Source organism: Nocardioides litoris (assembly GCF_006346315.1).
In the GTDB taxonomy this organism is placed as follows: Bacteria; Actinomycetota; Actinomycetes; order Propionibacteriales; family Nocardioidaceae; genus Nocardioides; species Nocardioides litoris.
Map to the genome: position 1 here is coordinate 256,952 of NZ_VDMR01000001.1, position 26,849 is coordinate 283,800.

The 26,849-nt window shown below is 71.0% G+C and carries 20 protein-coding genes; 9 read left to right on the forward strand and 11 right to left on the reverse strand.

The window, feature by feature from the left end:
• The first annotated feature begins 156 nt into the window (after positions 1–156).
• Entirely contained in the window at positions 157–690 is a 534-nt protein-coding gene (locus FJQ57_RS01315) for a hypothetical protein (protein ID WP_139977447.1), read from the forward strand.
• Positions 691–841: 151 nt separating this feature from the next.
• Here FJQ57_RS01315 and FJQ57_RS01320 read toward each other — a convergent pair whose 3' ends face one another.
• The 6 genes from FJQ57_RS01320 to FJQ57_RS01345 form a co-directional block, all read right to left on the reverse strand.
• The gene (locus FJQ57_RS01320) at positions 842–2,104 is read right to left on the reverse strand and encodes a sulfate adenylyltransferase subunit 1 (protein ID WP_246081535.1); all 1,263 of its coding nucleotides are present in this window, start codon (positions 2,102–2,104) and stop codon (positions 842–844) included.
• Positions 2,104–3,018, reverse strand: a complete 915-nt coding sequence (gene cysD, locus FJQ57_RS01325) for a sulfate adenylyltransferase subunit CysD (RefSeq protein ID WP_139977448.1) — start codon at positions 3,016–3,018, stop codon at positions 2,104–2,106. Before cysD ends, FJQ57_RS01320 begins: the two co-directional genes overlap by 1 nt.
• Before the next feature lie 244 nt (positions 3,019–3,262).
• Positions 3,263–4,693 (reverse strand): tyrosine-protein kinase domain-containing protein, encoded by a 1,431-nt coding sequence (locus FJQ57_RS01330; protein ID WP_139977449.1) that lies wholly within the window; start codon positions 4,691–4,693, stop codon positions 3,263–3,265.
• A gap of 108 nt (positions 4,694–4,801) precedes the next feature.
• Positions 4,802–5,821 (reverse strand): glycosyltransferase family 4 protein, encoded by a 1,020-nt coding sequence (locus FJQ57_RS01335; protein ID WP_139977450.1) that lies wholly within the window; start codon positions 5,819–5,821, stop codon positions 4,802–4,804.
• Entirely contained in the window at positions 5,818–6,672 is an 855-nt protein-coding gene (locus FJQ57_RS01340) for a glycosyltransferase (protein WP_139977451.1), read from the reverse strand. Before FJQ57_RS01340 ends, FJQ57_RS01335 begins: the two co-directional genes overlap by 4 nt.
• Complete coding sequence (locus FJQ57_RS01345; protein ID WP_139977452.1) at positions 6,669–8,033, reverse strand: O-antigen ligase family protein; 1,365 nt, start codon at positions 8,031–8,033, stop codon at positions 6,669–6,671. The genes FJQ57_RS01340 and FJQ57_RS01345 overlap by 4 nt, the downstream gene beginning before the upstream one ends.
• A gap of 308 nt (positions 8,034–8,341) precedes the next feature.
• On the opposite strand from FJQ57_RS01345, the gene FJQ57_RS01350 reads away from it, so the two are divergent.
• Positions 8,342–9,262: a glycosyltransferase family 2 protein gene (locus FJQ57_RS01350; protein ID WP_170219219.1), complete on the forward strand. Its 921-nt coding sequence runs from the start codon at positions 8,342–8,344 to the stop codon at positions 9,260–9,262.
• A 98-nt stretch (positions 9,263–9,360) separates the two neighbouring features.
• Here FJQ57_RS01350 and FJQ57_RS01355 read toward each other — a convergent pair whose 3' ends face one another.
• From FJQ57_RS01355 to FJQ57_RS22150, 4 genes are all read right to left on the reverse strand, one after another.
• Complete coding sequence (locus FJQ57_RS01355; RefSeq protein WP_170219220.1) at positions 9,361–10,131, reverse strand: alpha-1,2-fucosyltransferase; 771 nt, start codon at positions 10,129–10,131, stop codon at positions 9,361–9,363.
• A gap of 109 nt (positions 10,132–10,240) precedes the next feature.
• Positions 10,241–11,977, reverse strand: a complete 1,737-nt coding sequence (locus tag FJQ57_RS01360; RefSeq protein ID WP_170219221.1) for an ABC transporter ATP-binding protein — start codon at positions 11,975–11,977, stop codon at positions 10,241–10,243.
• Positions 11,978–12,081: 104 nt separating this feature from the next.
• Entirely contained in the window at positions 12,082–13,827 is a 1,746-nt protein-coding gene (locus FJQ57_RS01365) for a glycosyltransferase family 2 protein (protein WP_170219222.1), read from the reverse strand.
• Positions 13,824–15,107, reverse strand: a complete 1,284-nt coding sequence (locus tag FJQ57_RS22150) for a glycosyltransferase family 4 protein (protein WP_246081661.1) — start codon at positions 15,105–15,107, stop codon at positions 13,824–13,826. The genes FJQ57_RS01365 and FJQ57_RS22150 overlap by 4 nt, the downstream gene beginning before the upstream one ends.
• A gap of 480 nt (positions 15,108–15,587) precedes the next feature.
• Between FJQ57_RS22150 and FJQ57_RS01375 the strand changes: the two genes are divergently transcribed.
• Entirely contained in the window at positions 15,588–16,469 is an 882-nt protein-coding gene (locus FJQ57_RS01375; RefSeq protein WP_342775375.1) for a glycosyltransferase family 4 protein, read from the forward strand.
• A 103-nt stretch (positions 16,470–16,572) separates the two neighbouring features.
• Here the strand turns inward: FJQ57_RS01375 and FJQ57_RS01380 are convergent, their stop codons facing one another.
• Complete coding sequence (locus FJQ57_RS01380) at positions 16,573–17,796, reverse strand: glycosyltransferase family 4 protein (protein ID WP_139977459.1); 1,224 nt, start codon at positions 17,794–17,796, stop codon at positions 16,573–16,575.
• A 101-nt stretch (positions 17,797–17,897) separates the two neighbouring features.
• Between FJQ57_RS01380 and FJQ57_RS01385 the strand changes: the two genes are divergently transcribed.
• From FJQ57_RS01385 to FJQ57_RS01410, 6 genes are all read left to right on the forward strand, one after another.
• Positions 17,898–20,186, forward strand: coding sequence for a glycosyltransferase (locus FJQ57_RS01385; protein WP_170219224.1), 2,289 nt, complete (start codon positions 17,898–17,900; stop codon positions 20,184–20,186).
• Positions 20,183–21,277, forward strand: a complete 1,095-nt coding sequence (locus FJQ57_RS01390; RefSeq protein ID WP_211348716.1) for a glycosyltransferase — start codon at positions 20,183–20,185, stop codon at positions 21,275–21,277. Before FJQ57_RS01385 ends, FJQ57_RS01390 begins: the two co-directional genes overlap by 4 nt.
• A 61-nt stretch (positions 21,278–21,338) precedes the next feature.
• On the forward strand, positions 21,339–22,061 hold the full coding sequence (locus tag FJQ57_RS01395) for an ABC transporter ATP-binding protein (protein ID WP_139977461.1): 723 nt from the start codon (positions 21,339–21,341) through the stop codon (positions 22,059–22,061).
• Entirely contained in the window at positions 22,058–22,861 is an 804-nt protein-coding gene (locus tag FJQ57_RS01400; RefSeq protein ID WP_139977462.1) for an ABC transporter permease, read from the forward strand. Before FJQ57_RS01395 ends, FJQ57_RS01400 begins: the two co-directional genes overlap by 4 nt.
• Positions 22,862–22,935: 74 nt before the next feature.
• Positions 22,936–25,476, forward strand: coding sequence for a non-ribosomal peptide synthetase (locus tag FJQ57_RS01405; RefSeq protein ID WP_139977463.1), 2,541 nt, complete (start codon positions 22,936–22,938; stop codon positions 25,474–25,476).
• Complete coding sequence (locus FJQ57_RS01410) at positions 25,466–26,830, forward strand: wax ester/triacylglycerol synthase domain-containing protein (RefSeq protein WP_139977464.1); 1,365 nt, start codon at positions 25,466–25,468, stop codon at positions 26,828–26,830. The genes FJQ57_RS01405 and FJQ57_RS01410 overlap by 11 nt, the downstream gene beginning before the upstream one ends.
• Positions 26,831–26,849: the final 19 nt, after the last annotated feature.

The following is a 26,849-nucleotide window of genomic DNA, read 5'->3' on the forward strand; positions in this document are numbered from 1 at the left end:
ATCGCCGAGCGCTACGGTGCGCAAGTCGGGGGCGGGTAACGACCGCAAAGTGAAATCTCGCCCGCGGGCCAGGTGGATCCCTTCATCCGACAGACCGCCCGGTCCTCCTCGCGTAGGCTCCGGAACGCAACACTGACCACTGCCTGGGGAGCCCCAATGTCGAACAACGAGCACGGCTCGAGCCGTCGGACCGTTCTGAAGGGCGCCGCCTGGGCTGCTCCCGCGATCGTGGTGGCGACTGCTGCGCCGGCGATGGCCGCGTCCGGCCCTGCCCTGGTCGTCACGACCATCAACGCGGTTCGTCCGTCGTCAAACACCACCGTCAACGTGACAGTGTCGTTCTCCAACTCAAACACTGGCGGAACCGGTAATACTTACACCGATGTGACCGTCAGCCAGCCGACTGGGAACACCAGCGCGACGCCTACCAACGTCATGGGTACTAACTGGTCCTTCGAAAGCGTGCAGGGCACTCCGACTAACCAGTTGAAGGTGTGGCGGTTCCGCAACACGGAGGGAATTCCCGGCGTGGCCACGGCCACGTCGCCGCCCGGAGTCACGTCGTCGTTCAGCTTCGCTTTCTCGACCAACAATTCGTCGGTGGCGGGAACGGTGTCGGCGGCCACAACGCCGACGAGCGGCACGGTCGCTCCGCCTTTGCCCGACGCCTACGGCGCCGTGGGCGTCTGACCTGCAAATTGACGAAGACCCCGGCCGACGGCCGGGGTCTTCGACGCTTCTGGAATCTGGTGGATGCGGGCACGGATCAGGAGCGGCTGACGCGCCTCAACAAACAAGAGCCGCGGCGTCGAAGTGCCGCGAGTCCCGTTTCCGAGGCTGGTTAGTTGCCGCTGTTGATCATCCCTGCGCCGACGGTGACACCAGTGGCCTCGTCGATCAGGATGAACGACCCCGTCGTCCGGTTCTGCGAGTACGGGTCGCACAGCAGCGGCACGGTGGTGCGCAGCTGGACGCGGCCGATCTCGTTGACCCCGAGCTCCTTGGTCTCCTGGTCGCGGTGCAGCGAGTTGACGTCCAGGCGGTACTGGATGTCCTTGACCAGGGCCCGCGCGGTGCGGGTCGTGTGCTTGATGGCCAGCTTCTGCCGCGGCTTGAGCGGCGTCGTGGTCATCCAGCAGATCATCGCGTCGATGTCCTGGCTCGGCGTGGGCGCGTTCTTGATCCGGGCGATCATGTCGCCGCGGGAGACGTCGACGTCATCCTCGAGCCGCACCGTCACGGACATCGGCGGGAACGCCTCGTCGATCTCGCGGTCGAACAGGTCGATGCCGGCGATCTTCGACGTCATGCCCGAGGGCAGGACGACGACCTCGTCGCCGGGCTTGAGGACGCCGCCGGCCACCATGCCGCCGTACCCGCGGTAGTCGTGGTGCTCGTCGGACTTGGGGCGCACGACGTACTGCACCGGGAAGCGGGCGTCGATCAGGTCCCGGTCGGAGGCGACGTGCACGTGCTCGAGGTGGTGCATGAGCGTGGGGCCGGAGTACCAGCTCATGTTGTCCGACCGGTTGACGACGTTGTCGCCGGCGAGCGCCGAGATCGGGATGACCTCGAGGTCGGGGATGTTCAGCTTGGTCGCGAACTGCGTGAACTCGGCATGGATCTTCTCGTAGACCTCCTGGGAGTAGTCGACGAGGTCCATCTTGTTGACTGCGAGCACGAGGTGCGGGACGCGGAGCAACGACAGGATCACCGCGTGCCGGCGCGACTGCTCGGTGAGGCCCTGGCGGGCGTCGACGAGCACGAGGCCGAGGTCGGCGGTCGAGGCGCCGGTGACCATGTTGCGCGTGTACTGCACGTGGCCAGGGGTGTCGGCGATGATGAACTTGCGGTTGGGCGTCGCGAAGTAGCGGTAGGCCACGTCGATCGTGATGCCCTGCTCGCGCTCGGACCGCAGCCCGTCGGTCAGCAGGGCCAGGTCGGTGTAGTCGTAGCCCTTGGACTGCGAGGTCGCCTCGACGGCCTCGAGCTGGTCCTCGAAGATCGACTTGGAGTCGAGCAGCAGCCGGCCGATGAGGGTGGACTTGCCGTCGTCGACGGAGCCGGCGGTGGCGAAGCGGAGCAGGTCCATGTTGGTGGCCATCAGAAGTAGCCCTCCTTCTTGCGGTCCTCCATGGCGGCCTCGGAGAACCGGTCGTCGCCACGGGTGGCGCCGCGCTCGGTGAGCTTGGCGACGGAAATCTCGTCGATGATCTCGGGGATGGTGGACGCGGTGGACTCGACGCACCCGGTGAGGGTGATGTCGCCGCAGGTGCGGAACCGGACCGTGCGCTCCTCGACGACCTCGCCCTCGCGGGTCGGGTTGAGCGGCGTCTCGCTCATCAGCATCCCGTCGCGCACGAACACGCGACGCTGGTGGGCGTAGTAGATGGAGGGGATCTCGATGCCCTCGCGACCGATGTAGTCCCAGACGTCGAGCTCGGTCCAGTTGCTGATCGGGAAGATCCGCATGTGCTCGCCCTCGTGCAGGCGGCCGTTGTAGAGGCTCCACAGCTCGGGACGCTGGTTCTTGGGGTCCCACTGCCCGAACTCGTCGCGGTGGGAGTAGACGCGCTCCTTGGCGCGGGCCTTCTCCTCGTCGCGGCGCCCACCACCGAAGGCGGCGGTGAAGCCGTTCTCCTCGATGGCGTTGAGCAGGGTGCCGGTCTGCATCCGGTTGCGGCTGGTCTTGCCGTCGTCGACCACGACACCGTTGGCGATCGCGTCGTCGATGCTGGCGACCACGAGCCGCACGCCGAGGCGGTTGACCCAGTTGTCGCGTGTCTCCATGACCTCGGGGAAGTCCAGACCGGTGTCGATCTGCATGATCGGGAAGGGGATCTTCGCGGGGAAGAAGGCCTTCTCCGCCAGCCGGAGCATGACGATCGAGTCCTTGCCGCCCGAGAACATCAGGACGGGCTTCTCGAACTCGGCGGCGACCTCGCGGAAGATGTGGATCGACTCCGCCTCCAGCTGGTCGAGCTGGCTCAGCCGGTAGTCGGCGTGCGTGCTGGTCATCGGTGCTGGTGGGACCTCTCGCGGGGGTGCGTCACGGACGCAGGGCAACCGTCATCGTGCCACGATCCCGAGCCGCGCGGCGAAGCGGTGAGTATGTCGACCGGCCCACAGTACTTGAGGGCGGACCGGGCTCCTGGTGCCTCGCCGAGCGCGAGACGCGAGACTGCTGAGGTGCGAGCGCAGCGAGCGTTGCGGTGGCTGAGGTGCGAGCGCAGCGAGCCTCGAAGCCCCGGCCTTGCTGTGGTCACCCGCGGCGACGCCCCTTGGCCCGCTTCGACTTGCGCGCCGCCTTCACCTTCGTCGACCCGTCGTCGGAACGCGACGTGTAGTACCCACGGTTGTAGTACTTGTTCCCGACCTTCGGTACGCGGTTGAGCACGACGCCGAGCACGCGTCCCTGGACCGCCTGGATCTGCGAGAGCGTCTCGTTCAGCTCCGCGTCGACGGTGCGGCCGTAGGTGACGACGACCAGGGCGCCGTCAGCGTGACGGGTCAGGACGGAAGCGTCCGTCACGGGGAGGACCGGGGGAGCGTCGATCACGACGACACGCTTGAGCGCCAGCTCGCGCACGACGCCGCCCATGGCGTTGGAGGCAAGGAGCTCGCTGGGGTTCGGCGGCACACTGCCGGCGGCCAGCACGACGAGCGTCTCGTAGCGCGGGTGCTGCTGGAGTGCGTCGGGGAGCTCGACCTGGTTGATGAGGACGCTCGTGAGACCGACGGCGTCGTCGAGGCCCAGGCTGGAGGCGGCCGTGGGTCGCCGGAGGTCGGCGTCGACGAGCACCACGTCCTGCCCAGAGGCGGCGATCGCCGCGGCGAGGTTCATCGCCACGGTCGACTTCCCCTCGGCGGCGTTGGGGCTGGTGACGAGGATGACCCGCGGCGGGTTGTCGACGTCCATGTAGGCGACGTTGGTGCGCAGGCGGCGGAAGGCCTCCGACGCGCTCCACCCGGACCCGGTCTCCAGGGCGGAGTCGATGACGATCGAGCGCTCCTTGGTCTCGCCGGCGAAGGCAGGCACCGTGCCCATCACCGCGGTGCTGAACCGCTTCTCCACCTCGGAGGCCAGCCGGATGCGGCGGTCGAGGCGGGCCAGCAGCAGCGCGTAGGCCACCGCCAGCATCAGGCTCAAGACCGTGCCGACAGCGACGTTGTTGCGGACGTTGGGGGAGATCGGGGCCCCGGGAAGGGCGGCGGCCTCGATGGGCACGATCTGGATCGGCGAGGTCCGCGATTCGGGACTCTCGACCTGCTCGACCTGGGCCGCGAGCGCCCTGACCCAGGCGTCAGCGAGGCGCTGGGCCTCCTGCGGCGAGGTCGACCTGGCGAGGATGCGGATGAGCACGGTGCCCTCGGGCTGCTCCACCGTGATGTTGCCGATCAGGCTCGACGGGTCGACGTCGAGGCCGAGGTCCTGGGCTGCCTTCTCGGCCGTGGCCCGGCTGGTCGCGATCGTCACGTACGACGGCGCGCGCGACTTGGCCAGCGAGTCGTTGATCGAGGCCTCGGGGGCGTTCTGCGCCGTGTCGGTGCTGACGAAGCCGTCGGCGTTGGCCTGGTAGATCTTCGGCTGCTGGAGCGTGAAGCCGACGGTCGCGCCCACGCCGAGCAGGATGATCAGCACGACACCCTTCCAACGCGCCGCCAGCGCACGAAGGATGAAGGACAGGTCCACCTGAAGGCCTCTCGGTCGCGTGAGGAGCTTCCCGGCCGTGACAGGCGGTCAACGACGCTCCGGCCGAATCCTAGGCGTGTGGGAGGCGCGGCGGACTCGATTGGCCGATCAGGACCGCCGACGCCCTGCGGCGTAGATGCCGGTCAGTCCCGCCACGTGGGCGTCGACCGACAGGTTGTCACGCACCCACGATCGCAGTCGGTCCCCCAGTGCCTCGCGGGCCAGGGGGGAGGTGGCTGCCAGGTCGGCCAGCAACCGGCCAGCTGCATCGAGGTCGCCCGCCGGGTAGAGCCACTCGGGGGCGACCCGACCCAGGTTGTCGAGATGTCCCGCCGACCCGGAGGCCACGACCGGGACGCCGGCAGCCATGGCCTCCGCCACGACCAGCCCGAAGCCCTCGTGGGGGGTCGGCGCGAACAGAATCCCCGCCGCGGCGAGCACCCGGGGCATGTCGCGGGCGAAGCCGGACACCTCGATGGCCGCACGGCACGGGCTGGCGGCGACCCGGGTGCGGAGCTCGCCCTCCTGGGTGCCCGAGCCGTGCAGGAGCAGTCGCCACCCTCGACCGGCCAGTGCCGACCGCTCGAACGCCGTCACTGCGTCCGTGGTGCGCTTCTCCGCCTCCCACCGCTGGGCGACCACGACAGTCGGCTCCGGACGTCGCGGTGGACCGGACACGGGGACGGGGTTCAGCAGCACGGCCATGGTCGGGTCACCAGAGGCGGCCCGCACGGTGTCGCTGATGGCGATCTCGCGGTCGACCCGCCTGGCCAGCTGCCGAGCCACGGCCGCCGAGGTGCGTGAGTGACCGCGAGGTGCGGCGAAGTGCCGGGTGGCGACGACCAGCGAGCGCCGACCCGCGAGCGCGCTCGCGGCCTCCGCCTTGGTCATGTGCGCGTGGACGACGTCGGTCGGGTTGCGGAGCAGGGTCGTCACGGCCGTGCGCAGGCAAGGAGCGGGGGACCACTCGACCCCCTCGTCGAGATGGCTCCGCATGGCCGTCGCGTCCCCTCCGAGGACCCGCACCCGCCAGCCTGCCCGCGCGGTCCCGTTGGCCGCGGTGACGACGTACCGCTCGACGCCGGCGAAGTTCTCGGTGACGACGACATGGGTGACGGACCCGATCACGACCCGACCTCGCGCAAGAGGCGCTCTCGGTGCCTGACCGGGCCGGTGGCGTAGATGCGCAGCCGTCGTGCCGCGTGCTCACGCCGGGCGCCCCCACTGACCCAGCGGGCGGAGTCCCCGGCGAGGCAGGCGGCGCGGTAGACGGCCCAGCCCGCTGGCCCGAACCACTTGCGCACGTAGAGCTCGTGTGCGGCGTGGAAGTAGGCATCCCGGCGTCGCGGGTCGGTGCTGGTCGCCCCGCCGACGTGCTCCGCCGTAGCGGCGGTGACCAGCTCGCAGCGCCAACCGCGCCCACGAGCTCGACGCTGCCAATCGGCTTCCTCGCTGTACAAGAAGAAGCGTTCGTCAAACGGTCCGACGTCCTCGAGGGCGGCACCCGAGATGAGCAGGGCGGCGCCGATCACGTAGTCGTCCTGCCGCATCAGCCCTCCTAGCCCCAGGGCTACGACCCACTGGCGCAAGGGTCCAGGGAACGGCCAGGCGACGCGCTGCGGCAGGCCGGAATGTGTCTGTCGCTGGGCCGGCGCCACACACGCGACGTTCGGATCCCGGCGCAGGTGCCGGGCGAGCGTCTCGACCTGATCGGGGGCAATGCGAGCGTCGGGGTTGAGGAGAAGCACGTCAGAGCGCGGCGGCACCAGGCTGAGAGCCAGGTTCACACCACCTGCGAACCCGACGTTGCCCCCCGCGTCGACGTACCTCGCGCCATGACGCGCCGCGATGTCGCTGCACTCGGGCCGGCTGGCATTGTCGATGACCAAGGTGGGCCATCTGGCGGCCACCGGGGCCAGGCAGTCGTCCAGCAGGTTGTCGGCGCCGTAGGCGACGACGACCACGGTGAGTGCAGTCACGCGGTGAGCTCCGGCGTCGGACCGGGCGGGTACGGGCGGTGGCTGCGTGGGACACGAGCCGCCTGGGCCTGCGGCCCCGCTTCGTCGCCGTCGCCGTCATCTGCTGCCAGCCACAGGGCGGCGCCGACGAGGATCCACCCCAGGACCGGGGTGCCGCGAACCCAGTACACGTCCACTGTGCCGTGCAGGATGATCGAGACCTGGACGGTGAGCGCCACCAGTACGACCGGGTGCTTGTGCCGACGGCGGATGAGCACCCAGGCGGAGCCGAGTGTCAACAGCGTGAAGCCCGTCAGGAGGACCACCCCGCCCTCAGCGGCCTCGAGGAGCACCACGTTGTGGGGGTCGAGGGTGAGTGTCTGGTCGATCGCCTCGCCAGCGACGTACAGCCCGACCCCAGTACCCAGGATGGGGGCGCTCTTGATCTTGACCACGGCGTCGTCGGCGTAGCTCTGCCGGATCTGGTTGGCGACGTCGCCGCTCGCGTCCGTGGTCACCAGGCGGTCCCGTGAGGAGGACGGGAGCGCGGAGAACGCGGCGTAGGCGACGCCGACGACGATGGGGATCACGGCGATGGCCCGCAACCGGCGGCTTGAGGAGGACAAGACGACAGCCAGGGCTAGAGCGACGACCGTGGCAAGGAGCGCGCCTCGGCTCTGCGCCGCCACCAGCCCGAGGACCAACACCGCTGCAACCGGCGCTCGGAATGGCGTCTTGCGGTTGAACATCACGATGAGGAGGGCATTCGCGATGGCCTGGCCCGCGGGGTTCTTCTGGACGCCCAACAGTTCCTCGGCGATCCCACCGTTGACAAGACCCGCCACGACGGCGACTGCCGCAAGCAGGGTTGCGGCGAGGACGTAGGACGTGAGAACGAGTTGCAGCTTGCCCATGGCGGCGAGGAACCCGCCGACCACGATCGCGGCCGCGACGAGCTCGAACCGCTGCACGATGGTGGCCACCCCCTGCACGCTCGGCAGGTTCACCCAGGCGACCAGCAGGAGCGCGAAGTACGCCGCCACATAGGGCATGACCGGGCCCAGGCGCCGGAGCCGGTGGTCTTCGCCGCCCAGCATTCCCAGGACGACGCCCCCCAAGCCGAGGAGGAAGAGCGCGTCCGAAGGGCCGACCCGGAGTCCAGCGATCGTCGTGTCGAAGTTGTCGGACTGGAAGGGGAGCAGCGCGACCGAAGCCACCAGCGGCCAGGTCGGCGCCAGTGCAGAGACCACGAGGAGGGGAACGACGGCGAGCGCCAGGGCCGAGCTCGGACGGGTTGCGCTCAACCGCCCGACGCCCACCGCCGCGAGAGACAGCATGAGCAGTCCGGCCGACGACATCACGCGCTCCCGGCGGCTGTGCATGGGTTCTCCGACTCCTCGGCTGGCACGGTCCCTGTGGCCGTGGACAGGCTAGACCGCGCATCGACCGCGCATGCGGCGAATGGCTGTTCTGTGTTGCGCAGCGGTAGTCCGGACGCGGCGGATGCAATCACGGCTGCGGTGTCGACGATGCCCCGCCTCCCGCTCGCTCTCGCGAATCGCGTGCCGGGGTAGCGCGCACCTCCTAGGCTTTGGCGCGGCGGTCTCGGGCCGGCCGACAATCAAGAAGTGCTGTTGCAGATCGGGACTCGATCGCGAAGGACGTCGTTGTGCCTCTGACCCACGCTGTCGTGGTCATCACTTACTGTCGGGCGGCCTACTTGAGGGACTGCCTTGCACACCTGGCCGGGCAATCACGTCCACCCGAGGAAGTGGTCGTGGTGGACCAGTCTCCTGACGACAGCTCACGGGAGGTGGTCGCTGACTTCCCGTTCGCAAGGTGGGTCGACAATCGTGTCAACGCCGGGCGGATGACAACCTCGCGGAACGTCGGGTTGCGGCACGTGAGTGCCGACGTCGTCAGCTTCATCGACGACGACTCGCTCCCGGAGCCGGCCTGGGCGCTCACCCTGCTCGACATTCTCGATGAGAACGGTGACCTCGGAGGGGTAGGAGGCCGCGTCGACAACGGCAATTACGAAGAGCTCACGGCCCCCGGACCGATCGGTGTCGTGACGGGACGAGGGAAGGTCGTGGGCAACTTCGGGTCCCTGCAGTCGGTGCTGGTGAGTGTCGACCACGTCGTGGGTGCCAACATGTCGTTCCGGCGGGAGCTCCTCGTCCAGCTGGGCGGATTCCGGGAGGACTATCCGGGGACTGCCATGGGGGAGGACACCGACATCGGCCTACGGGTGCGGGCGCTCGGTCATGACCTCGGGTACGCCTCCGATGCCGTGGTCAAGCACGTCTCTGCGCCCCACGTCACCGGCACGCGTTTTGATGGTCGCTACTCCTTCTACGCGGCCGCCAACTACCTCTTGCTGGTCCGCCGCGCGTTCGGCGCCCGCAGCGGGCAGTTCCGCGGGCGGCTGTGCGCCTTCACGGAGGAGTTCAGGTCTCCACGGAGCCTGAAGGGTCGGATCTTCCGGAGCATGTGCACGGCAGCCGGCACCATCTACGGCCTGTGGCTGTGTCTGCGCCTCGACGGGCTGCGGCGTCCGGACCTGGTCTTGGACGACCAGCGAGCGCAGGCACTCAAGCTCTGCAGCTGATGGGCTCGAGTCAGCCCGGAGCCCATCTGACGCCGGCGTCCGAGAACCCTGCGGTACACCCACTGGTCGATCAACGGTCGACCGGTCGGCCAGCGGGTCTAGGAGCAGACGTCCCCCGGCCCGGGTTCGGGTCTGACGGCCAGGCGGCGCCAACGAGGGTCGTGCTGCCACGGCGCACCCTGCCTGACGTGACGGGCGTGGAAGTCCGGCGCCCACACGCGGTTCGCTGCCCCATGCCGGTGTCCGGCTACGTAGGCGGCCCAGTAGGAGAACGTCGAGTTGGTGATGATCAGCTCCCGAGCACGGGCCACGGTCGCCCAGCTCACCAAGATCCCGTCGGCCGGGCCCACGTAGCGGGTGTCCGCCTGGCAGACGCCCGGCAGTCGTAGGTGCTGACGACACCAGTCCGGGTCGTCCGAGACGATGGCGATCGATGGAGGCGAGCCCCCCTCGCACAGCTCTGTCCAGGCGTTGCCGACATAGTCGACGATGTCGAAGCCGAACGTGCGACGGAACTGCGGGTTGGAGTAGTAGTCACCGCGGCGGATGTTGATCACGACCTCGTGGTTGCGCGGGCGGGGGGATGCGTGCTGCGCGACCTCGTCGAGGTCCACGTCAGACAGCCTGTCCGCGATGAAGCGCTGCAGCTCGGGTCGGGTGAAGTCCTCTCCGAAGGCCTGGAAGAACGTGACGCCCAGGTGCTCACGACGATCGGTGAACGCCAGCTGGCCCGGGGGCAGCAAGAGCTCGTTCAGCCGGGGGAATGCGTCGCGCCAGGGACCGGGTCCGAACTGGTCCAGGACCAGGTGGTCGCGACCCTCCGACTGCGCGGTGTGGGCGCGCAGCAGGAGATAGAGGACGTTGCCCATGCCGAGACCACGGTAGGACAACAACACGGTGCGATCGCGGCCCTGGACACGGGCTGCGGCCCTTCGCAGCTGCGTGCGAACGCCGGGCCGAGGCAATCCCCTCATCAGCTCACCCGAGCGAGCCGAGCTCGACGAGACGGGCGAAGCCCCGGTGCGATTCCTGGAGGTCCTGAAATGTGCCGAGACCGTCGATGCGCCCGTGCGCCATGTAGGCGATCTGGTCCGCGTGCCGAACGGTGGAGAGTCGGTGGGCTATGACCAGGACACTGACCGTGCCGTGCAGGGCCCGAATGGTTTCGTTGATGCGGTCCTCTGTCTCGTTGTCAAGAGCCGAGGTGGCCTCGTCGAGCACCAGCAGCGTGCAGTCCCGGTAGAGGGCGCGCGCGATGCCGATCCTCTGTTTCTGGCCACCTGAGAGCAGCAGTCCCCGCTCTCCGACCTGCGCCGCAAGACCGTCCGGCAGTTGAGCGACGACGTCGTCGAGCTGTGCGAGCCGGACACTCCGGCGAACCCGGTCAAGGTCGATCTCGTCGGGATCAGCCTGGAAGGCCACGTTGGCGGCGAGGCTGCCGTCGAGCAGGAAGACGTCCTGTGCCACGTACCCGATCCCGGCGCGCCACCCCGCAAGGTCATCAGCCACGTCGCGGCCGTCGGCCAGTACCCGACCCTGCGTCGGGTGGTGCAACCCGATGATCACATCCGCCAGGGTGGTCTTCCCTGCTCCGCTCCCGCCGACGAGCGCGAGTGAGGAACCATGGGGGATGGTCAGGCTCACATCGATCAAGACGTCGCGTTCGCTTCCGGGATACCGGAAGTGGACGGATTGGACGGCGATGCCCTCCGTCAACTCTCTCGCCGTTGGCGTCAAGCCGCCCAGGTGGGATGCCGACTCGGGCGGTGGGACAGCGTTGCGCAGCTCAGCGTGCACGAGCGCCAGCGGTTCGATGCCCACTCGGATGTTGGTGACGTTCGACAACAGAGCACTGACCGAGGGAAGCATCCGGAATCCGGCTGCGACGAAGAGCGCCAGCAGGCCGATCGGTCCTCCCTGGGAGTCCTCACGCGCACCGAGCAAGGCCACCACGCCGATGGCGATCACGAAGAGGATCTCCAGAAGGTAACGAGGCAGACCCGTGATGAACGTCGCCGTGCGGCCCGCGCTCGCGCCCCTCAGCTGGGCTTCCTCGTATCGGCCGACGAAGTCGCGTTGCGTCCCTCGCAGCTGCAGTTCCTTCGCCGCACCCATCGCCGTGAAAGCGGTGCGGTACCCCTCCATGGAAGCAGCCGCGAGCTGCGCGCCGGCCGCGGCGGCTCGAGGTCGGGCAAGGCGGCTGAACAGCAGGGATGCCATGGTGAAGTACGCGACGAGGACCAAGGTGGGCACGGGCGCGAGCACCGCGAGCGCCGTGAGCAGCAGCGCGACGGATGAGGCGGCAGCGAAGGACTGGACCAGACCGTTCACCGTGTAGCTGAAGACCTGCAGCACAGCGGCGTCCGCCGTCCTCAGCATCTCCGCTGAGCTGCGCCGCGCAATGTCCGCGTAGGGCGCCTCGAGCATGTGGGTCATGATTCGTGCCGAGGCCCGCACACGTTCGGACTGGACGAATCCCGTGCTCCACCACAGGAACGCCAGTGACCCCAGGTCCTTGATGATGAAGAGTGCCACGACCGCGGCGGTCAAGATGACGGCAAGCTGCCCCTCCGAGGGTTGTCCGGTCAGGGCCGCGACCACCCGAACGGCCTCCGACGTCGAACCGTCACCAGTGGTCAGTGCCACCAACGGCAGGACGAGCGCTACGGCAATGCCGTCGAGAAGGGCGATGACGACCGAGCCGACCGCAGCCACGCCCAGCTTCCTCTGGGTCCCGAGAGGAAGTAGGTCCCGAAGCTGCCGCACCGTCCCGGCGACGTTGTCAGTGGTGGCCGTCGTCCGCCGCATGGATGACGCCGTCACCTCGGCGCCCGCAGATTGCGCCCGGGAACCGGTTCGGGCGCCTGCGCCCGGTCCGACGTGGCCGCACTCCTCGCCTCGACCTCGTTCGTATGACCTGACCCTGTGCCGCCGGTTGTCGCTTCTCCATCGCGTCTCGCAGCCGTCTCCCTGTCGGGCGGGACGAGGACACCCAGCGAGATGGCCGGATCAGCCTCCAGAACGGCTCGGACCAGTTCGGTACCCACGCGGCGGTCGAGACGGGCACGGACTCGCACGCTCGCGGGTGCGGTCAGGAACGCACGGATCGCGCGACCGTCGAGGTGGAACACATTGCCTGCGAGCTGGCTCGGTGAGCCTGTCGTCCCGCCGTGAGCGGCGTTGGCGAGGTCGGGTGCCTCGAACCGCGCGTCCTCGGCCCGAGGACGTCGTGCGGAGAGATCAGCCCAGGGCCAGTCCGGCAACGGGTGGCCGACCGCTACGGCGACCCACGCGTCGTCGCGCACGTGAGCTGCGCGCATCGCCGCGACCAGCGCCCGCACGAGACGCCCCCGCCGTGTGTGCGGCCAAGGCTTCGGGGCCACCACCGTCACGTCCGCGCCCCACTGAAGCCGTGCTGGGGCCGGTGCTGGGGCCGGTGCGGGGGTCGTCAGGCTGATGACGATGTGGAGCGAGGGAAGGGTCGAACGCAGCCGCCCCACCTCGCGACGGAGCTCCGGGGTGAGCCGGGGCGTCACGATCAGGACCACGGCCTCGTGGGCGGCTCGAGTCGGGTGGCCGTGGACCGCGGATGGGGCCTCGCGTCGCCATCTCCGTCGAGCACCTCTCCTGGCCCGTCCGGCCAGAGCGCGGGCTGTCCCGACCGGGGCACGTCCCAGGGCGAACCTGGCCTCATCCACGACCGTGGCGACCTCTCGTGAACGGATGGACCGCAGTAGTGCACCAGCGGTCTCGTCCGACCACGTTGCGGCGGTTCTCCTGGCATGGGCCTTGATCAACTCAGCCTCGTGCTGGTCCGCAGCCGCCTCGAGCCGCTCGTCCAACATCCGCGCTATCGCTCGTCGCCCATCGAGGGAACCGCTCGTGGAGACGTTGGACTGGTGGCGCCGGTATGCGACCAGTTCCTCGTCGACCGCGACGAACGGTCCGACCCGGGCGAGGCGCATCATGAACTCGAGATCCTCGGCCAACGAGTAGGTCGGGTCGAAGAGACCGGACACGGGCAGAACTGCACGACGCACCGCCAGGGTGACAAACCGCGGTAGAGGGGCCAGGCCGCTGAGCAGCGCGTTGCTGCTGGACGACGCGGCCGCCCAGGGGAGACCGAAGACGCGGCCGTTCCCGTCGACGAAATGACCCGCGGTGTGGCAGGCGACGGCATCCGGCTCCCCTGCGAGTGCCTCGAGCTGCCGTTCGAGCTTGGTTGGCATCCAGACATCGTCATCGTCGTGGAAGGCCACGTACTCCGCGTCACCGGCTGCGATCCCGAGGTTCCGAGCCGCCGAGACACCGCTTCGCGTCGACGTCGTGAGGATGGTGGTGCGCGGAAGGAGGGAGGCCGTTCTTGCCAGGGATCCGGGGTCAGCCACGCCGTCGTCGACGATCCAGAGACGCCACGACTGGTAGGTCTGAGAGCGGATCCCCTCGAGCGCCAGGGAGAGGTGCGCTCCGTCTCGGTTGGTCGCGAGGACGATGTCGAACGCCGGGGCTTCTGAGGTGAGCCCGGTCGTCAGCGAGAGGTCCCGAGGGTTCAGGTTCCCGCTCACCAGGTCACGGGCTCGCGGCGGTCTGGCAGGGGCACCGGGTTCATCCCGACGCAGCCGGCGTAGAGACCCTCGTACAGCTCAGCGACTCGACTCCACGAGTAGTCGAGAACGGCGCGGCTCCCGGCCTCGGTGATGGCGTCGGCCAGATCGGCGTCCTCGATGACGCGCCGGATGGAACGGGCCAGAGCATCGATGTCGGTGGGATCGACCACGAGTCCGGTGACCCCGTCGAGGACCAGGCTGGCTGGCCCGTCACGGTCCGTGACCACGAGGGCAGCGCCAGCGAGCCAGGCTTCGAGCACCACCATGCCGAAGGACTCTCGACGGCTCGGGACGACCACGACTGCGGCGCTGGCAAGCAGGGCCTTGACCTGATCGCGGTCGATCGCCCCGGGCATCGAGACACGCGTCGCGACCCCGAGGGACGCGGCCTGGGAATGCAAGGACCCCGCCTGAGAGCCAGACCCAGCGAGGACCAGACCGACCTCGGGGGGCAGGTCAGCGGTGGCGAACGCCTCCACGAGCAGGTCGAACCCCTTGACCCGCTCGAGCCTGCCCAGGCCGACGACGGCAACCCGCTCCTCCTCGTCCATCGGCCCGGTGATCTCGACCCCGTTCGGGACGACGTCCCCCCCTTGGAGTCCGAACTCGGCGCGCAGGTGGTCCACGACGACGATCGAGCACCCGGTGACCGCGTCCGCGCGACGCAGGGCCGAACGCAGGGCCGAGCGGATCAACACCGACTTGTCGAACACGCCGTGGTCGTCGGCGAACGTCTCGCCATGGGAACTGACCACCAGCGGACACCTCAGAACTGCGGCCAGACCGGTTGCGTACACCCCGTTCGGTCCGAAGCACTGCACATGCAGGACGTCCGGTCTGAAGCGGCGTGCAGCTCGCCACCATGCCACGGCCGCGCCTGGGACGAGCCTCAGGAACCGTGCAACATCGCTGAGCGACCGCGCCGGGAGCGGCGTTGCCAGGTGTTCCACCGCTACCCCGTCGTGGGTCCTCCGCCCGAGCCCTAGTCCTCGGTCGACAGTCCAGACCTCAACGTGGTGCCCTCGCTCCGTCAGCTCCCGGGCGACGCTCCGGACGTGTTCCTCGACGCCGCCCACGTAAGGGTGGAAGGAAGAGGTCACCAGGGCCACGCGCAGTCCTCGACCGACCCAGGGGTCTTTCAGAATCTGCTCCGTGTCGGTCCCGCGCGGGTCGGACCCGCGCCCCGGGCGGAGGGCGCGCGAGGATCGAGCAGATCGTCGGCGCTGTCGCGACCGCATGGCCCCGCGGATCTGGACGGCGCTGCGGCGATCAGGCCCGAGGGAAGGGCGGCGACGGAGGATGAACCCCACGGCGGGAGCCTAGCGAGGATGCTCGAGCCACGTAGCCTTTCGCCCTCCCGACTCGATCGCCCGCGCGTCGACGCTGGGTCGTCCTGCGCGACAACGGGTCCTGTGGAGCTCCGCCACGCAGAGGACCGGGGCGTGGTCGATCGAGTCCCGCCAGGCGCTTCGAGTCATCCGCGCAATCGAGGCACGAGGCAGTCCGCCCGCCCCTAGGGTTGGCGGGTCACGCTGCCAGGAGGGTCCTTGACAACACTCACGATCGCAACCTGCGCATCCTCCGCCCCCATGGGCGCCCAGCTGTACCAGCACGAGGTCGCGTCGAGGGCCGCAGGTGCGCTGGGTCAGGGGTGGGACGTGCGCCTGTCGGTCGCCCGGTCGCTGCGATCGTCTCTGCCAGGGGATCGCAGGTTGCCCATGGCCTGGCTGAACCGAGCCTCGGCACGCCAGCGACGGGCCCTCGGTGGAGCGCTGCACGTGCGATCAGGTGTGGTGCATCGGATGGACCTGCTCGTCCCTCCCTCGCCGCGACCTGAAGTCGTGACGTTGCACGATGTCGTGGCTTGGAAGTTCGCGGACGAGTCGGCTCCCGTCGCTGCTGCCGCGGATGAGCTTCGGCGAGCTGCGGCGGTGGTCTGCGTCTCGCGCTTCACGGCCGGCGAGGCCAAGGATGTCCTCGGGCTCGAGAACACTGTTGTCGTGCCGAACGGGGTTGACCCCTCTTTCTTCGATGCGGACGTGCTGGCCGAGGATGACCGGAGACGCTGGGGTCTTGACGGTCGCTTCGTGCTCGTGAGCGGCGGGGCGTCCAAGCGGAAGAACCTGGAAGCGCTCGCTGCGGCGTGGGTCGACGTGCGTCGTGCGGACCCGTCGTTGGTGCTGGTCATGTCCGGCCCCGACCACCCCCGCCGGACCACCTTGTTCGGCTCGCTGCCCGGCGTCCGTCTGATTGGTCGAGTCTCCGGGGACCTCGTCCCGAGGCTGATGGCGTCGGCCTCGGTCGTCGTCGTGCCCTCCCGGTACGAGGGCTTCGGACTGCCCGCGTTGGAAGCCATGGCCGCCGGGGCGCCGCTGGTCGCAGCTGCAACGAGTTCTCTTCCCGAGGTTGTCGGAGGGTGCGGGACCCTCGTCGAGCCAACTCCTGCGGGTCTGAGCGCAGGCATCCTGCACGTGCTCTCGGGCGGGGAGGACATCGAGCAGAAGGCGCTCCAGGGCCGGGTACGGGCCCGCGGCTTCACCTGGGACCGCAGTGCGCGCGAGCATGCGGCCCTGTGGCGTCGGGTTGCGGATCTCAGCTAGGTGCAGGGCAGGACCCGCGATCGGGGCCGAGCGGCACCCCGGACGAGTGCCTGGCCGCCCGGGGTCGCGCCGTCGACACACCGGCACGCGAGGCTGCGTCTCGTCAACGGCCCAGTGCAGCGATGCCACGTAGGACCGGCAGCGCATGGGGACGGGTCTGCCCGAAGGGAGAGCTGGCGGGTGCGCCGAACTCAGCTCGCGCTGCCGCGCGTCCGACGGCGTTCATCGGCCGTTCGCTGACAGCGCGGTCCAACAGGTCGGCGTGCGCCCGGCCAACTGTCGCCCAGGTGCGGTCGAGTGCCAGCTCGATGCCCGCGGACCTCAGGCGTCGCCAGTCGCCGGGCGACGACAGCAGCCGATGGACTACACGGGTGAGGCCCTGCAGGTCACCCTCGGCCGCCAGGAGGCCGGCGTCGGCCGTCACCTCCGGGATAGATCCGCTCCAGTAACCTGCGACGGCGGCACCCGAGGCCTGACCCTCGACGATCATGCGACCGAACTGCTCGATCCAGCGGCTGGTGGCCACGCTCGGGACGAGCACGACGTGCAGGGTGCGGTAGAGCGCGGCGAGGTCGGGCGTGCTCAGCCACGGCACGTGCTCGAGGCGGTCGGAGACGCCCAACTCGGCCGCCAAGGCGCGCGCCCGGGGGACCTCGGGGCCGTCACCGATCAGCAGGAGCCGGGCCGGGCGGTGGTCGGCCGCTGCGGCCAGGACGTGCACCGCGTCCAGCACCCCCTTCTCGGGCACCATCCGGCCGACCAGCCCGAGGCGCAGCACCTCGTCGTCGAGTGACTGGTCGCCGGGGAAGAAGAGGTCGGGGTCGTAGCCCAGCGGCAGGACCTCGAGGTGACCGGCGAACCCCTTGCCCCGCACGACCGAGGCGGCCTGGCGGCTGCACGGGTACACCGCCTGGACCCGCCGCAGGGCCCGCTTCTCCCACTGCGCGAACGGTGGCGGGAATCGCTTGTCGAGGTTTTGCGCGGTGTACATCGCCACCGGCAGGTCGGGAGGCGCATTCCGCAACCACTGCCGCGCGACCAGGGAGACCGGTTCCTCGTGCAGGTCGAGCACGTCGGGGCGCACCCGCTCCAGCACCCGGCGTACGGCGTCGTCGTCGGCGTACCGGTGCCGGTTGATGTCGCCAGCACGGGTCACCGGGAGCTCGACGACCTCGAAGGACTCGTGGCTCAGCTCCGCCTCCGACCCGCCCTCTGTCCACGTGCTCGGGACGACGAGGACGACCTCGTGCCCGGCTGCGGCGATGGCGCGATCACGCGCGCGGTGGGCCCGGATCCGGCCGCCGTGGTAGACCCTCAGCACTCGCACGCCCGTGATTCTGCTCCATGCAGCCTCCGCCGCGGGTAGCGTTCGGGCGATCGCGGGCCTCGTCGGCCCGGCCCGGCGAGGAGGAGCGGCACCGCGTGGATGTGAGCCCACCGTCCCGCTGGCGCGACGTCGTCGTGGCGTCGCTCGAGCCGTGGGACGACGTGTGGCGACGCAACCAGTACTTCGCCGACCACCTGCTGCGCCGCAACCCAGACGTACGCATGCTGTTCCTCGAGCCGCCGATCGACGTCTTCCCCCGGGTCCACCTCGCGCGCCGGCTCCCGCTGCCCGCGGCGGTGGCGGGACACGACCGCCTGTGGACGTTCCGCCCGGTGAAGCCCCTGCCCCGCGTGCTCGGCCCGGGCGCCGACCTAGCGATGCGTCATCAGGTCCGGCGAGCCGCCGACCAGCTCGGTCTGCGTGACCCGGTGCTGTGGCTCAACGACCTCCAGCACGTCGGGCTCGCACGGGCCACCGGCTGGTCGACGGTGTACGACATCACCGACGACTGGCTCGTGGAGTCGACCGTGCCGGAACGGGTGCGTCGTCGCCGGCGCAGGCTGGAGGCCACCGCCCTCGCCACGGCTCGTGAGGTCGTGGTCTGCTCACCCGGGTTGGCGCGGAGCCGCGGCGCCGTCCGCGAGGTGCACCTGGTGCCCAACGGCGTCGACCCGGAGCTGATGACAGCGCCCCAGCCGCGGCCCGACGACCTGCCGCCCGCTCCGGCGGCGGTGTACGTGGGCACGGTCCACGAGGAGCGGTTCGACGTCGAGCTGCTCGACGAGGTGATGACCGCCCTGCCCGACCTGAATGTCGCCCTCGTGGGGCCCGACGCCCGTGGGTCCGAGGCCCGCGCGGTGCTCTCCCGGCAGCCGCGGCTGCACGCGCTCGGTCCCCGGCCGCACGACCGGGTGGCGGCGTACCTCCAGCACGCCGACCTCGTCGTCGTGCCCCACCGCGTCAACGACTTCACCGAGAGCCTCGACCCCATCAAGGCCTACGAGTCGCTTGCGGTCGGGGTGCCGACCGTGGCCACGCAGGTGGCGGGCTTCCGCGGTCTGCCCGCGCCGGTGCGGGCCGTCCCCCGCGAGGACTTCGCTGCGGCCGTGGCCGACGTCCTGCGCGACCCTCCTGGCCGGGTGCGCGCGCTGCCGACCGAGGCGACCTGGGCGGCGCGGAGCCGGGAGTTCGAGCGGGTGCTGCTGGGCGCGGGGCAGCGGCGCATCCGCGTGGTCTACGTCAACCACGTCGCGATCGCGTCCGGCGGCGAGATCGCCCTGGTGCGACTCCTCGACGCCGCGCGCGACCGGGTGGAGGCGCACGTCGTCCTCGGGGAGGACGGCCCGCTCGTCGATCGGCTGCGCGCGGCCGGCGCCACGGTCCACGTCCTCCCGATGCGGGACGACCTCCGCGAGGTCCGCAAGGACACGGTCCGCCCCCGCGGGTCGGTCGGGGCTCGGACCGTCGTCGACCTGGCGGTGTACACGTGGCGGCTGCAGCGCATGGTCCGGGAAATCGACCCGGACCTCGTGCACACCAACTCGCTGAAGGCCGCGATGTACGGCTGCCTGGCCGGGCGGCTGGCCGGCAAGCGGGTCGTGTGGCACCTGCGAGACCGCATCGATGCCGACTACCTGCCTCGGCCCGCCGTGCTCCTCGTCCGTGCGTGGGCGAACCTGCTGCCGCACGCCATCATCGCCAACTCCTCCTCGACCTTGGCCACGCTCCCGACGCGACTGCCGTCGGAGGTCATCCACTCCTCCGTGCTGTACGACCCCCTCGGTGGCGCGCCCCAGCGGGGCCTCCTCGACAACGGCATCTACCGGGTGGGGATCGTGGGCCGGCTCGCTCGGTGGAAGGGGCAGCACGTCTTCCTCGAGGCCTTCGCCCGGGCGTTCCCGCACGGCGCCGAACGGGCGGTCGTCGTGGGATCGGCGATGTTCGGCGAGGAGGAGTACGCCGACGGACTGAGGCACCAGGCCGAGCGGCTGGGGATCGCCGACCGCGTCGACTTCCGCGGGTTCCGGGACGACGTGTGGGCCGAGCTGGCCCAGCTCGACCTCCTCGTGCACTGCTCGGTGACGCCCGAGCCGTTCGGCCAGGTCGTCGTCGAGGGCATGGCCGCGGGCGTCCCCGTGGTCGCAGCCCGCGCCGGTGGGCCGGTCGAGATCATCACCACCGGCGTCGACGGCCTCCTGGTGTCGCCGGGCGACGTCGACGGCTACGCCACCGCGATGCGCCGGGTTCGCGACGACCATGACCTGGGAGAGCGGCTCGTCCGAGGTGCGGAGGCGACGGTGCAGCGCTTCAGCCCCGCTCGCTCCGTCGAGGCGCTCCTCGACGTCTACGCCGAGGTCCTCAGGCGCCAGCGGGGGCGAGGCCTCCGGTGAAGGTCGCCATCGCCCATGACTACGTCACCCAGCGCGGGGGAGCCGAGCGGGTCGTGCTCGCCATGCTGCGGGCCTTTCCGGACGCCACCCTGCACACCCTCCTCTACGACCCCGGCAGCACGTTCCCCGAGTTCCGAGGCGCGAGCATCGTGACCTCCCCGCTCAACCGGCTCCGACCGCTGCGACGCAGCCACCGCGCCTCGTTGCCACTCCTGCCCCTCGCCGCCAGCCGGATGCGGGTCGAGGCCGATGTCGTGCTGGCCTCCAGCAGCGGCTGGGCGCACGGCTTCGACGTGCCGGGTCGGCTCGTCGTCTACTGCCACGCGCCGGCCCGGTGGCTCTACCAACCCGAGGAGTACCTCGGGGACGCGCCCGCGCTCTCGCCCGCCCGGCTCGGCCTCCGGGCCCTCGCGCCCGGGCTCAGGAGGTGGGACCAGCGCAAGGCGGCCCGCGGCGACGTCTACCTGGCCAACTCGACCGTCGTGCGCGACCGCGTCCGGGCGACGTACGGACGGGAGGCGGAGGTGCTCGCCCCACCCTTCGGCGTCGACACCACTGGCCCTCGGGAGCCGGTGCCCGCGCTCGAGGGCTGGAGCGACTACCACCTCGTGGTCTCGCGACTGCTGCCGTACAAGAACGTCGACGTGGCCATGGAGGCCTTCCGTGGACTGCCCCTGGAGCGCTTGGTCGTCGTGGGCGCCGGCCCCGAGCGCGACCGGCTGCTCGCAGCGGCCCCTCCCAACGTCCGTCTCGTGCAGGACCTGTCCGACGCGCAGCTGCGGTGGGTCTACGCCGGCGCGCGCGCCCTGGTGGCACCCAGCCACGAGGACTTCGGCCTGACTCCGCTCGAGGCGGCGGCGTTCGGCAAGCCCACCATCGCCCTTCGTGCGGGCGGCTACCTGGACACCGTCGACCCCGGCCGGACCGGCATCTACTTCGACGACGTCGCAGCGGCGGACCTCCGCGCGGCGGTGGGCCAGGCCCGTACCACCACCTGGCAACGGGCCGCGATCGCCCAGCACGCCGAAAGCTTCTCCGAGGAGCGGTTCGCGCGTCGGCTCAGGCAACTCGTCGCCGCCCCCGGCGCATGAATCCCCATGCGGGTTGGAGCATTCCCCAGCGCAGGACGAGACCCCCTGACACGCTTCAGCGGTGACGGCGGGCATCGAGGTCGACGGCCTGCGCAAGCAGTTCGACCAGGTGGCGGCGCTTGATGGCGTCGACCTCGAGGTGGGCCGCGGCGAGGTCGTGACGCTGCTCGGCCAGAACGGCGCCGGCAAGTCCACGTTGCTGCGGATCCTGGGCACCACGGTGCTGCCCGACGCGGGCACGGCCCGGGTCGCCGGCCACGACGTCGTTCTCGACCGGCGCCGAGCGACCCGGTCCCTCGGCCTGGTCCTCGGGGAGGAGCGGTCCTGGTACTGGCGGCTCACCGGACGGCAGAACCTCGAGTTCTTCGCCGCCCTCCACGGCCTGCGACGGCGCACGGCCCGCGCCCGGGCGGCCGAGCTGCTGGAGCGGACGCAGCTGGCCGACGCGGCCGACCGCGCGTTCTCCGGCTACTCGTCCGGGATGCGGGCGCGGCTGTCGCTGGCCCGCGCCCTGCTGGTGGAGCCGTCCGTGCTGCTGCTCGACGAGCCGTCCCGCACCCTCGACCCGATCGTGGCCCGCGACTTCAGGACGGTCGTGACGGCCGGCGCCCGCGAGGGTGGAGCCGCGGTGCTGTGGGTGACCCACGACCTGCACGAGGCGGCCGAGGTGTCCGACCGGATGGTCATCCTCCACCGCGGCACCGTTGTCGAACACCTCCCGGGCACCACGAGCGCCGCGACTGCTGAGCAGCGGATGCTGGCGGCGCTCGGGGCGGGCCGATGAGGCCCGACCTCGTCGCGGCGTTCGTCCGCCGCGACTGGACGGTCGCCCGGTCCTACCGGCTGTCGTTCGCGATGGAGACCTTCGGGGCGCTGGTCCTGCTCTTCGTCGTCTTCCAGGTCGGCAAGCTGGTCGACCAGGTGCCGCAACCGGCTTCGGACGACCTCGACCGGGGTTTCTTCCCCTTCGTGGTCGTGGGGTCCGCGGTCCTGGCCATCACCCAGGCCGGCTTGAGCTCGTTCACCACCAAGATGCGCGAGGAGCAGACCACCGGGACCCTCGAGGTCGTGCTGGCCACGCCCAACTCGCCCTCGGTGATGATCCTGGCCAGCGGCGTCTACCAGCAGCTGCAGTCGTTGGTGCAGGCGTCGTTGCTGGTGCTCGTCGCGATGCTCGTCGGCCTACGCATCAGCGGGTCCCCGGCCGCGGCGCTGGCGACCGTGGCCGGGCTGGCCGGCCTGGTGCTGGTCTTCGCCTCCCTTGGCGTCCTCGTCGCCGCCTTCACGATCGTGTTCAAGCGGGGCAATGCCCTGGGCGGGCTCATCACGGCGATGCTCGGCCTGCTGGGCGGCGTGTACTTCCCCGTCGAGCTGCTCCCCGGCCCGCTCCGGCTCCTCGCCGGGGCGCTCCCGTTCACGTGGGGGGTGGACGCCCTTCGCGCCAGCCTGCTCTTCGGCCGCGTCGAGTGGGCCAACCTGGTGGGCGTGCTGACCGCGGCCGCCGTGCTGCTCCCGCTGTCGCTGTGGCTCTTCCGTGCTGCGGTCGACGCCGCCCGGCGAGACGGCTCCCTGGGTCACTACTGACATGCACCACATGCCCCCCACCGCTTCCACGCCCGGGCCCGACGGTCCGGCTCACCGAGCAGAGGAGCTCGCCCATGAGTGCCGTCCCGTCAGGATCGGCCCAGGTCAGGAAGCTGGCCGCGACCGATCCCGAGCGCCTCGCGTTCAGCGCCGCGGACGCGACGCTGACCTACGGCGAGCTCGACCGCCTCGCCGACGGCCTGGCGAGCACGGTGGCCCACCGGCTCGGCCAGGCTCCCGGGGTCCTGGCCCTGAGGTTCCTGCGCGCCCGCTCGGTGTGCCTCGGCAGCCTGGCCGCGAGCCGGTCCGGGCGGGTCGTCGCCCTGATCGACCCCACGACGCCCGCCGCGCAGCAGGACGCGGTGCTGGCTGACCTCGGCCCGCACCTGCTCCTCACCGACGACGGCGGCGACCAGGACGTCGACGGCGTCGCCGCCGAGGGTCTCGGCCTGCCCCGCGTCGCGCTCGAGCGCGACCCCCAGGAGCCCGCAGCGATCATCCACACCTCGGGCAGCACCGGTCTGCCGAAGGGTCTGCTCGTGACGGGCCGACAGCGCGAGGGCAACGGGGAGTGGGTCCGGACCTTCGGCACGTTCCGCGAGCGGACGCGGGTCGGCATGCTCTCGGCCGGCACCATGGGCCAGGCCTCGGAGCTGCCGCAGATGGCCTTCTCGGCCGGCTCGAGCGTGGTCGCGTACGACGTCCTGACGAGCGGTCTCGACGGCCTGGCCGACTGGCTGCGCAACGAGCGGGTCGAGGCGATCGGCCTGGTGCCGACCCTCATCCGCTACCTCCTCCCGCTCCTCGACGCCGACGCCGTGCTGCCCGACCTCCGCACGGTGGCGGTGTGGGGCGAGGCGGGCACCTGGGAGGACGTGGCCGGGCTGCAGCGCCACCTGCCGCGTGACGCCGTCATCCACAACGCCTACGGCACGACCGAGACCGGCATGATCGCCGCGCTCGAGGTCGACCAGGACACGGCGCTGGGCTCCGGTGCGCTGCCCGCCGGTCGTCCCCTGCCGGGGGTGTCGGTGGAGATCCTCGGTGCCGACGGGACCGCCGTCCCGCCGGGTGAGCCCGGGGAGCTGGTCGTGGCGAGCGACCGGGTCAGCCTGGGCCACTGGAACCGGCCCGAGCTCGACGGCGGGGTGTTCTCCACGACGGTCGACGGGGTGCGGCGCTGCCGTACCGGCGACCGCGCGGTCCTCGACGAGGAGGGCGTCCTGCACCTGCTGGGCCGACTCGACGACGTCGTCAAGGTCTCCGGGCACCGGGTGGCCCTGGGCGCGGTCGAGCGCGAGCTGCGCGCGCTGCCGGGCGTCACCGACGCCGCCGCGGCCGGGCGGGTCGACGCACACGACGCCGTCCGCATCCACGCGTTCGTCACCGCCGGGCCCGGCGCCACGTCCCCGGACACGATGCGAGCCGCGCTGGCCAAGCGGCTCCCGGGTTATGCGCTCCCCGACACGGTCGCCGTGCTGCCCGTGCTGCCCCGGCTGGCCAACGGCAAGGTGGACCGGTCCGCCCTCCCGCACGAGGTCTCGGCGGGGGTGGGCGCCGGTGGGACCGACGACACCGCCCTCGTCGCCGCGGTCCGCGAGGTCTTTGCGCAGGTGCTCTCGCTGCCCGAGGTCGAGCACGGGGACGACTTCTTCGACCTCGGCGGCGACTCGATCCGCGCGGCACGCCTGTGCCGGCTGCTCGAGGAGCGAGCGGGCGTCCCGGTCTCGACCGCCGTGCTCTTCGAGGCGTCCACGCCCGCACGGCTGGCCGAGGCGCTCGCGGCGCCGACCGACGACGTGCTGGTGGCGGTGCGACCCGAGGGCGAGCTCGCCCCGCTGTTCGTGGTGCACGACGGCGCAGGGGATGTCCTCTTCGCCGGACGCATGGCCGCCCACCTGCCGCCCGAGGTACCGATCTACGCCCTCCAGCCCCCCGTCCTGCAGGGGCCCCGCGCAGCCGAGGCGACCCTCCTCGAGCTCGTGGACCGCTACGTCGCCGACGTCGTGCGCGTCTGCCCTGAGGGGCCCTACCGGTTGTTCGGGGTGTCGATGGGCGGCGTCATCGCCTTCGAGATGGCGCGGTCCCTGGCCCGGCAGGGACGGCGCGTCGACCTCCTCGCCCTCGGCGACAGCGCGACCCCGCAGGTCGCCGCCGACACTTGGCTGCACAACCTGCCTCCGCACTGGTCCCAGGGGCCGCGCGCCGCCGTCGGGCACGTGCGCCACCACCTCGCCTACCGCGCGCGCCAGGCTCGACGTACGCGGGAGGAGCGGCAGACGATCCGGCACACGGCGCGCGAGCGGGACCGCGAGTGGGCCGCCTTCAACCGGGGCGACGGCCCCCCAGCGCCCGTGATCCGCAGCGAGGCCAACCTGCGCACCTACGGTCGGCTGCTCGCCGAGCATCCCCTGGCCGGTCAGCTCGACGGTGACGTGCTCATGTTCCGCGCCCTCCGTGCCGACGGGCCGCCCGACAACGGGTGGACCGAGCACGTCGGCGGACAGCTGCTGGTCGTCCCGCTCGCGTGCGACCACACCGAGATCGTCGAGGAGCCGCACGTCGCCGAGCTGTGTGCACGACTGACGGAGGCACTGGGCGCTCGTGTCCCGTGAACGCCCGCGCGGGATCCGGCTGCACGGAGCCGACGCCAGCCAGCTCTACCGCGAGAGCCCCGAGATCCCGCACCACACGGTCAAGGTGCTCCGCCTGCCGGACGGCGCCCGGGTCGAGCCCGACGAGCTGGTGTGGCACCTGCAGCGCCGCGTCGACGCGCAGCCGTTCTTGCGCCGTGTCCTGCGCCGCCCGCGGGTGCCGTTGGCGCACCCCTGGTGGGAGGAGGCGGCCGTTGTCGACGTACGACGACAGGTCTCCACGGTCACCCTCGACGCTGCGACGTCGGCGGACCAGCGCGCGCAGCTCGACGCCGCGGTCGGACGGCTGCTGCAGGAGCCGCTGCCCCGCGACCGCCCGCTGTGGCGGGTGAGCCTGGCCCAGGGCTCCGAGGTGTGCGCCGTCGTGGTCTCCACCCACCACGGCCTCGCCGCGGGTCCGGTCAACGACTGGCTGCTCACGATCCTCCTCGGACCCGAGCCGGCCGCCGGGACGCCGGCCGCGCAGCCGCTCGCGAGCACCCCGGCCGAGCTCGCCCGGTTGCTCGGTGTCGCGCCGCGGCTCGCGGCGCGGACGGCCCGGGCCGCCCGCACGCGTCGGACGTCGCACACCACCGGCGCCGCCGTCGCCCCGTTCGAGGGAGCGGCCTGCCCGTGGAGCACCGGGCCCACCGCGCGGCGTGCCTTCGCCAGCTCCCGGGTGTCCCTCGCTGAGGTGAGGGCGGCCGGCGCCGCCACCGGCAGCACGGTCACCGAGGTCCTGCTCGCCGCGGTCGGCGGCGCGGTGCAGGAGCACCTGCGCGTCGCGGGCCTCGCCGTCGACGGTGCCCGCGACGTCACGGCGGTGGTGCCGATGAGCCTGCGGGTGCCCGGCCCGCCGGAGCTGCAGCCGGCCAACCTGAACAGCTCCTACTTCGTCGGCCTCCAGGTGGCTGACGACGACCCCCGGCGGCGCCTGGCTGCGATCGGTCGGGCATCACGATCCGCCCGTGACGCGCGCGCCCGGACCGACCAGTCGATGGGGTACGACGTCATGGAGCTCGAGCCGCTGCGCCACGCCTTCTACCGCGCAGCCGTGGCCTTCGGACGCCACGTGCTCCACCGCCCGGCGGCCTCGCTGGTCGTCTCGTCGGTCCGAGGTGGGGCGAGCGAGCTCACGGTCAGCGGCCACCCCGTCGTCGAGGTCGCGTCCGGAGGAGCGCTGTTCCACGACTGCGGGCTCAACATCACGACCTGGACCCACGGCGACGTCGTCACCTTCGGGCTCGTCTGCGACCCGACCCATCTGCCCGGGCACGACCGGCTCGCCCGGTCGCTGCCCGAGCAGGTGCGCCGGCTCGTGGAGTCCGTGGTCTGAGGTCCCCGGGGCTTCAAGG

Bases quoted from the DNA above. Each gene is read 5' to 3' on its own strand.
- FJQ57_RS01345 (WP_139977452.1), bottom strand. From the start codon at position 8,033: ATGCACAGCCGCCGGGAGCGCGTGATGTCGTCGGCCGGACTGCTCATG.
- FJQ57_RS01405 (WP_139977463.1), top strand. From the start codon at position 22,936: ATGAGTGCCGTCCCGTCAGGATCGGCCCAGGTCAGGAAGCTGGCCGCG.
- FJQ57_RS01375 (WP_342775375.1), top strand. From the start codon at position 15,588: ATGGCCTGGCTGAACCGAGCCTCGGCACGCCAGCGACGGGCCCTCGGT.
- cysD (WP_139977448.1), bottom strand. From the start codon at position 3,018: ATGACCAGCACGCACGCCGACTACCGGCTGAGCCAGCTCGACCAGCTG.
- FJQ57_RS01320 (WP_246081535.1), bottom strand. From the start codon at position 2,104: ATGGCCACCAACATGGACCTGCTCCGCTTCGCCACCGCCGGCTCCGTC.
- FJQ57_RS01400 (WP_139977462.1), top strand. From the start codon at position 22,058: ATGAGGCCCGACCTCGTCGCGGCGTTCGTCCGCCGCGACTGGACGGTC.
- FJQ57_RS01355 (WP_170219220.1), bottom strand. From the start codon at position 10,131: ATGGGCAACGTCCTCTATCTCCTGCTGCGCGCCCACACCGCGCAGTCG.
- FJQ57_RS22150 (WP_246081661.1), bottom strand. From the start codon at position 15,107: ATGCGGTCGCGACAGCGCCGACGATCTGCTCGATCCTCGCGCGCCCTC.
- FJQ57_RS01315 (WP_139977447.1), top strand. From the start codon at position 157: ATGTCGAACAACGAGCACGGCTCGAGCCGTCGGACCGTTCTGAAGGGC.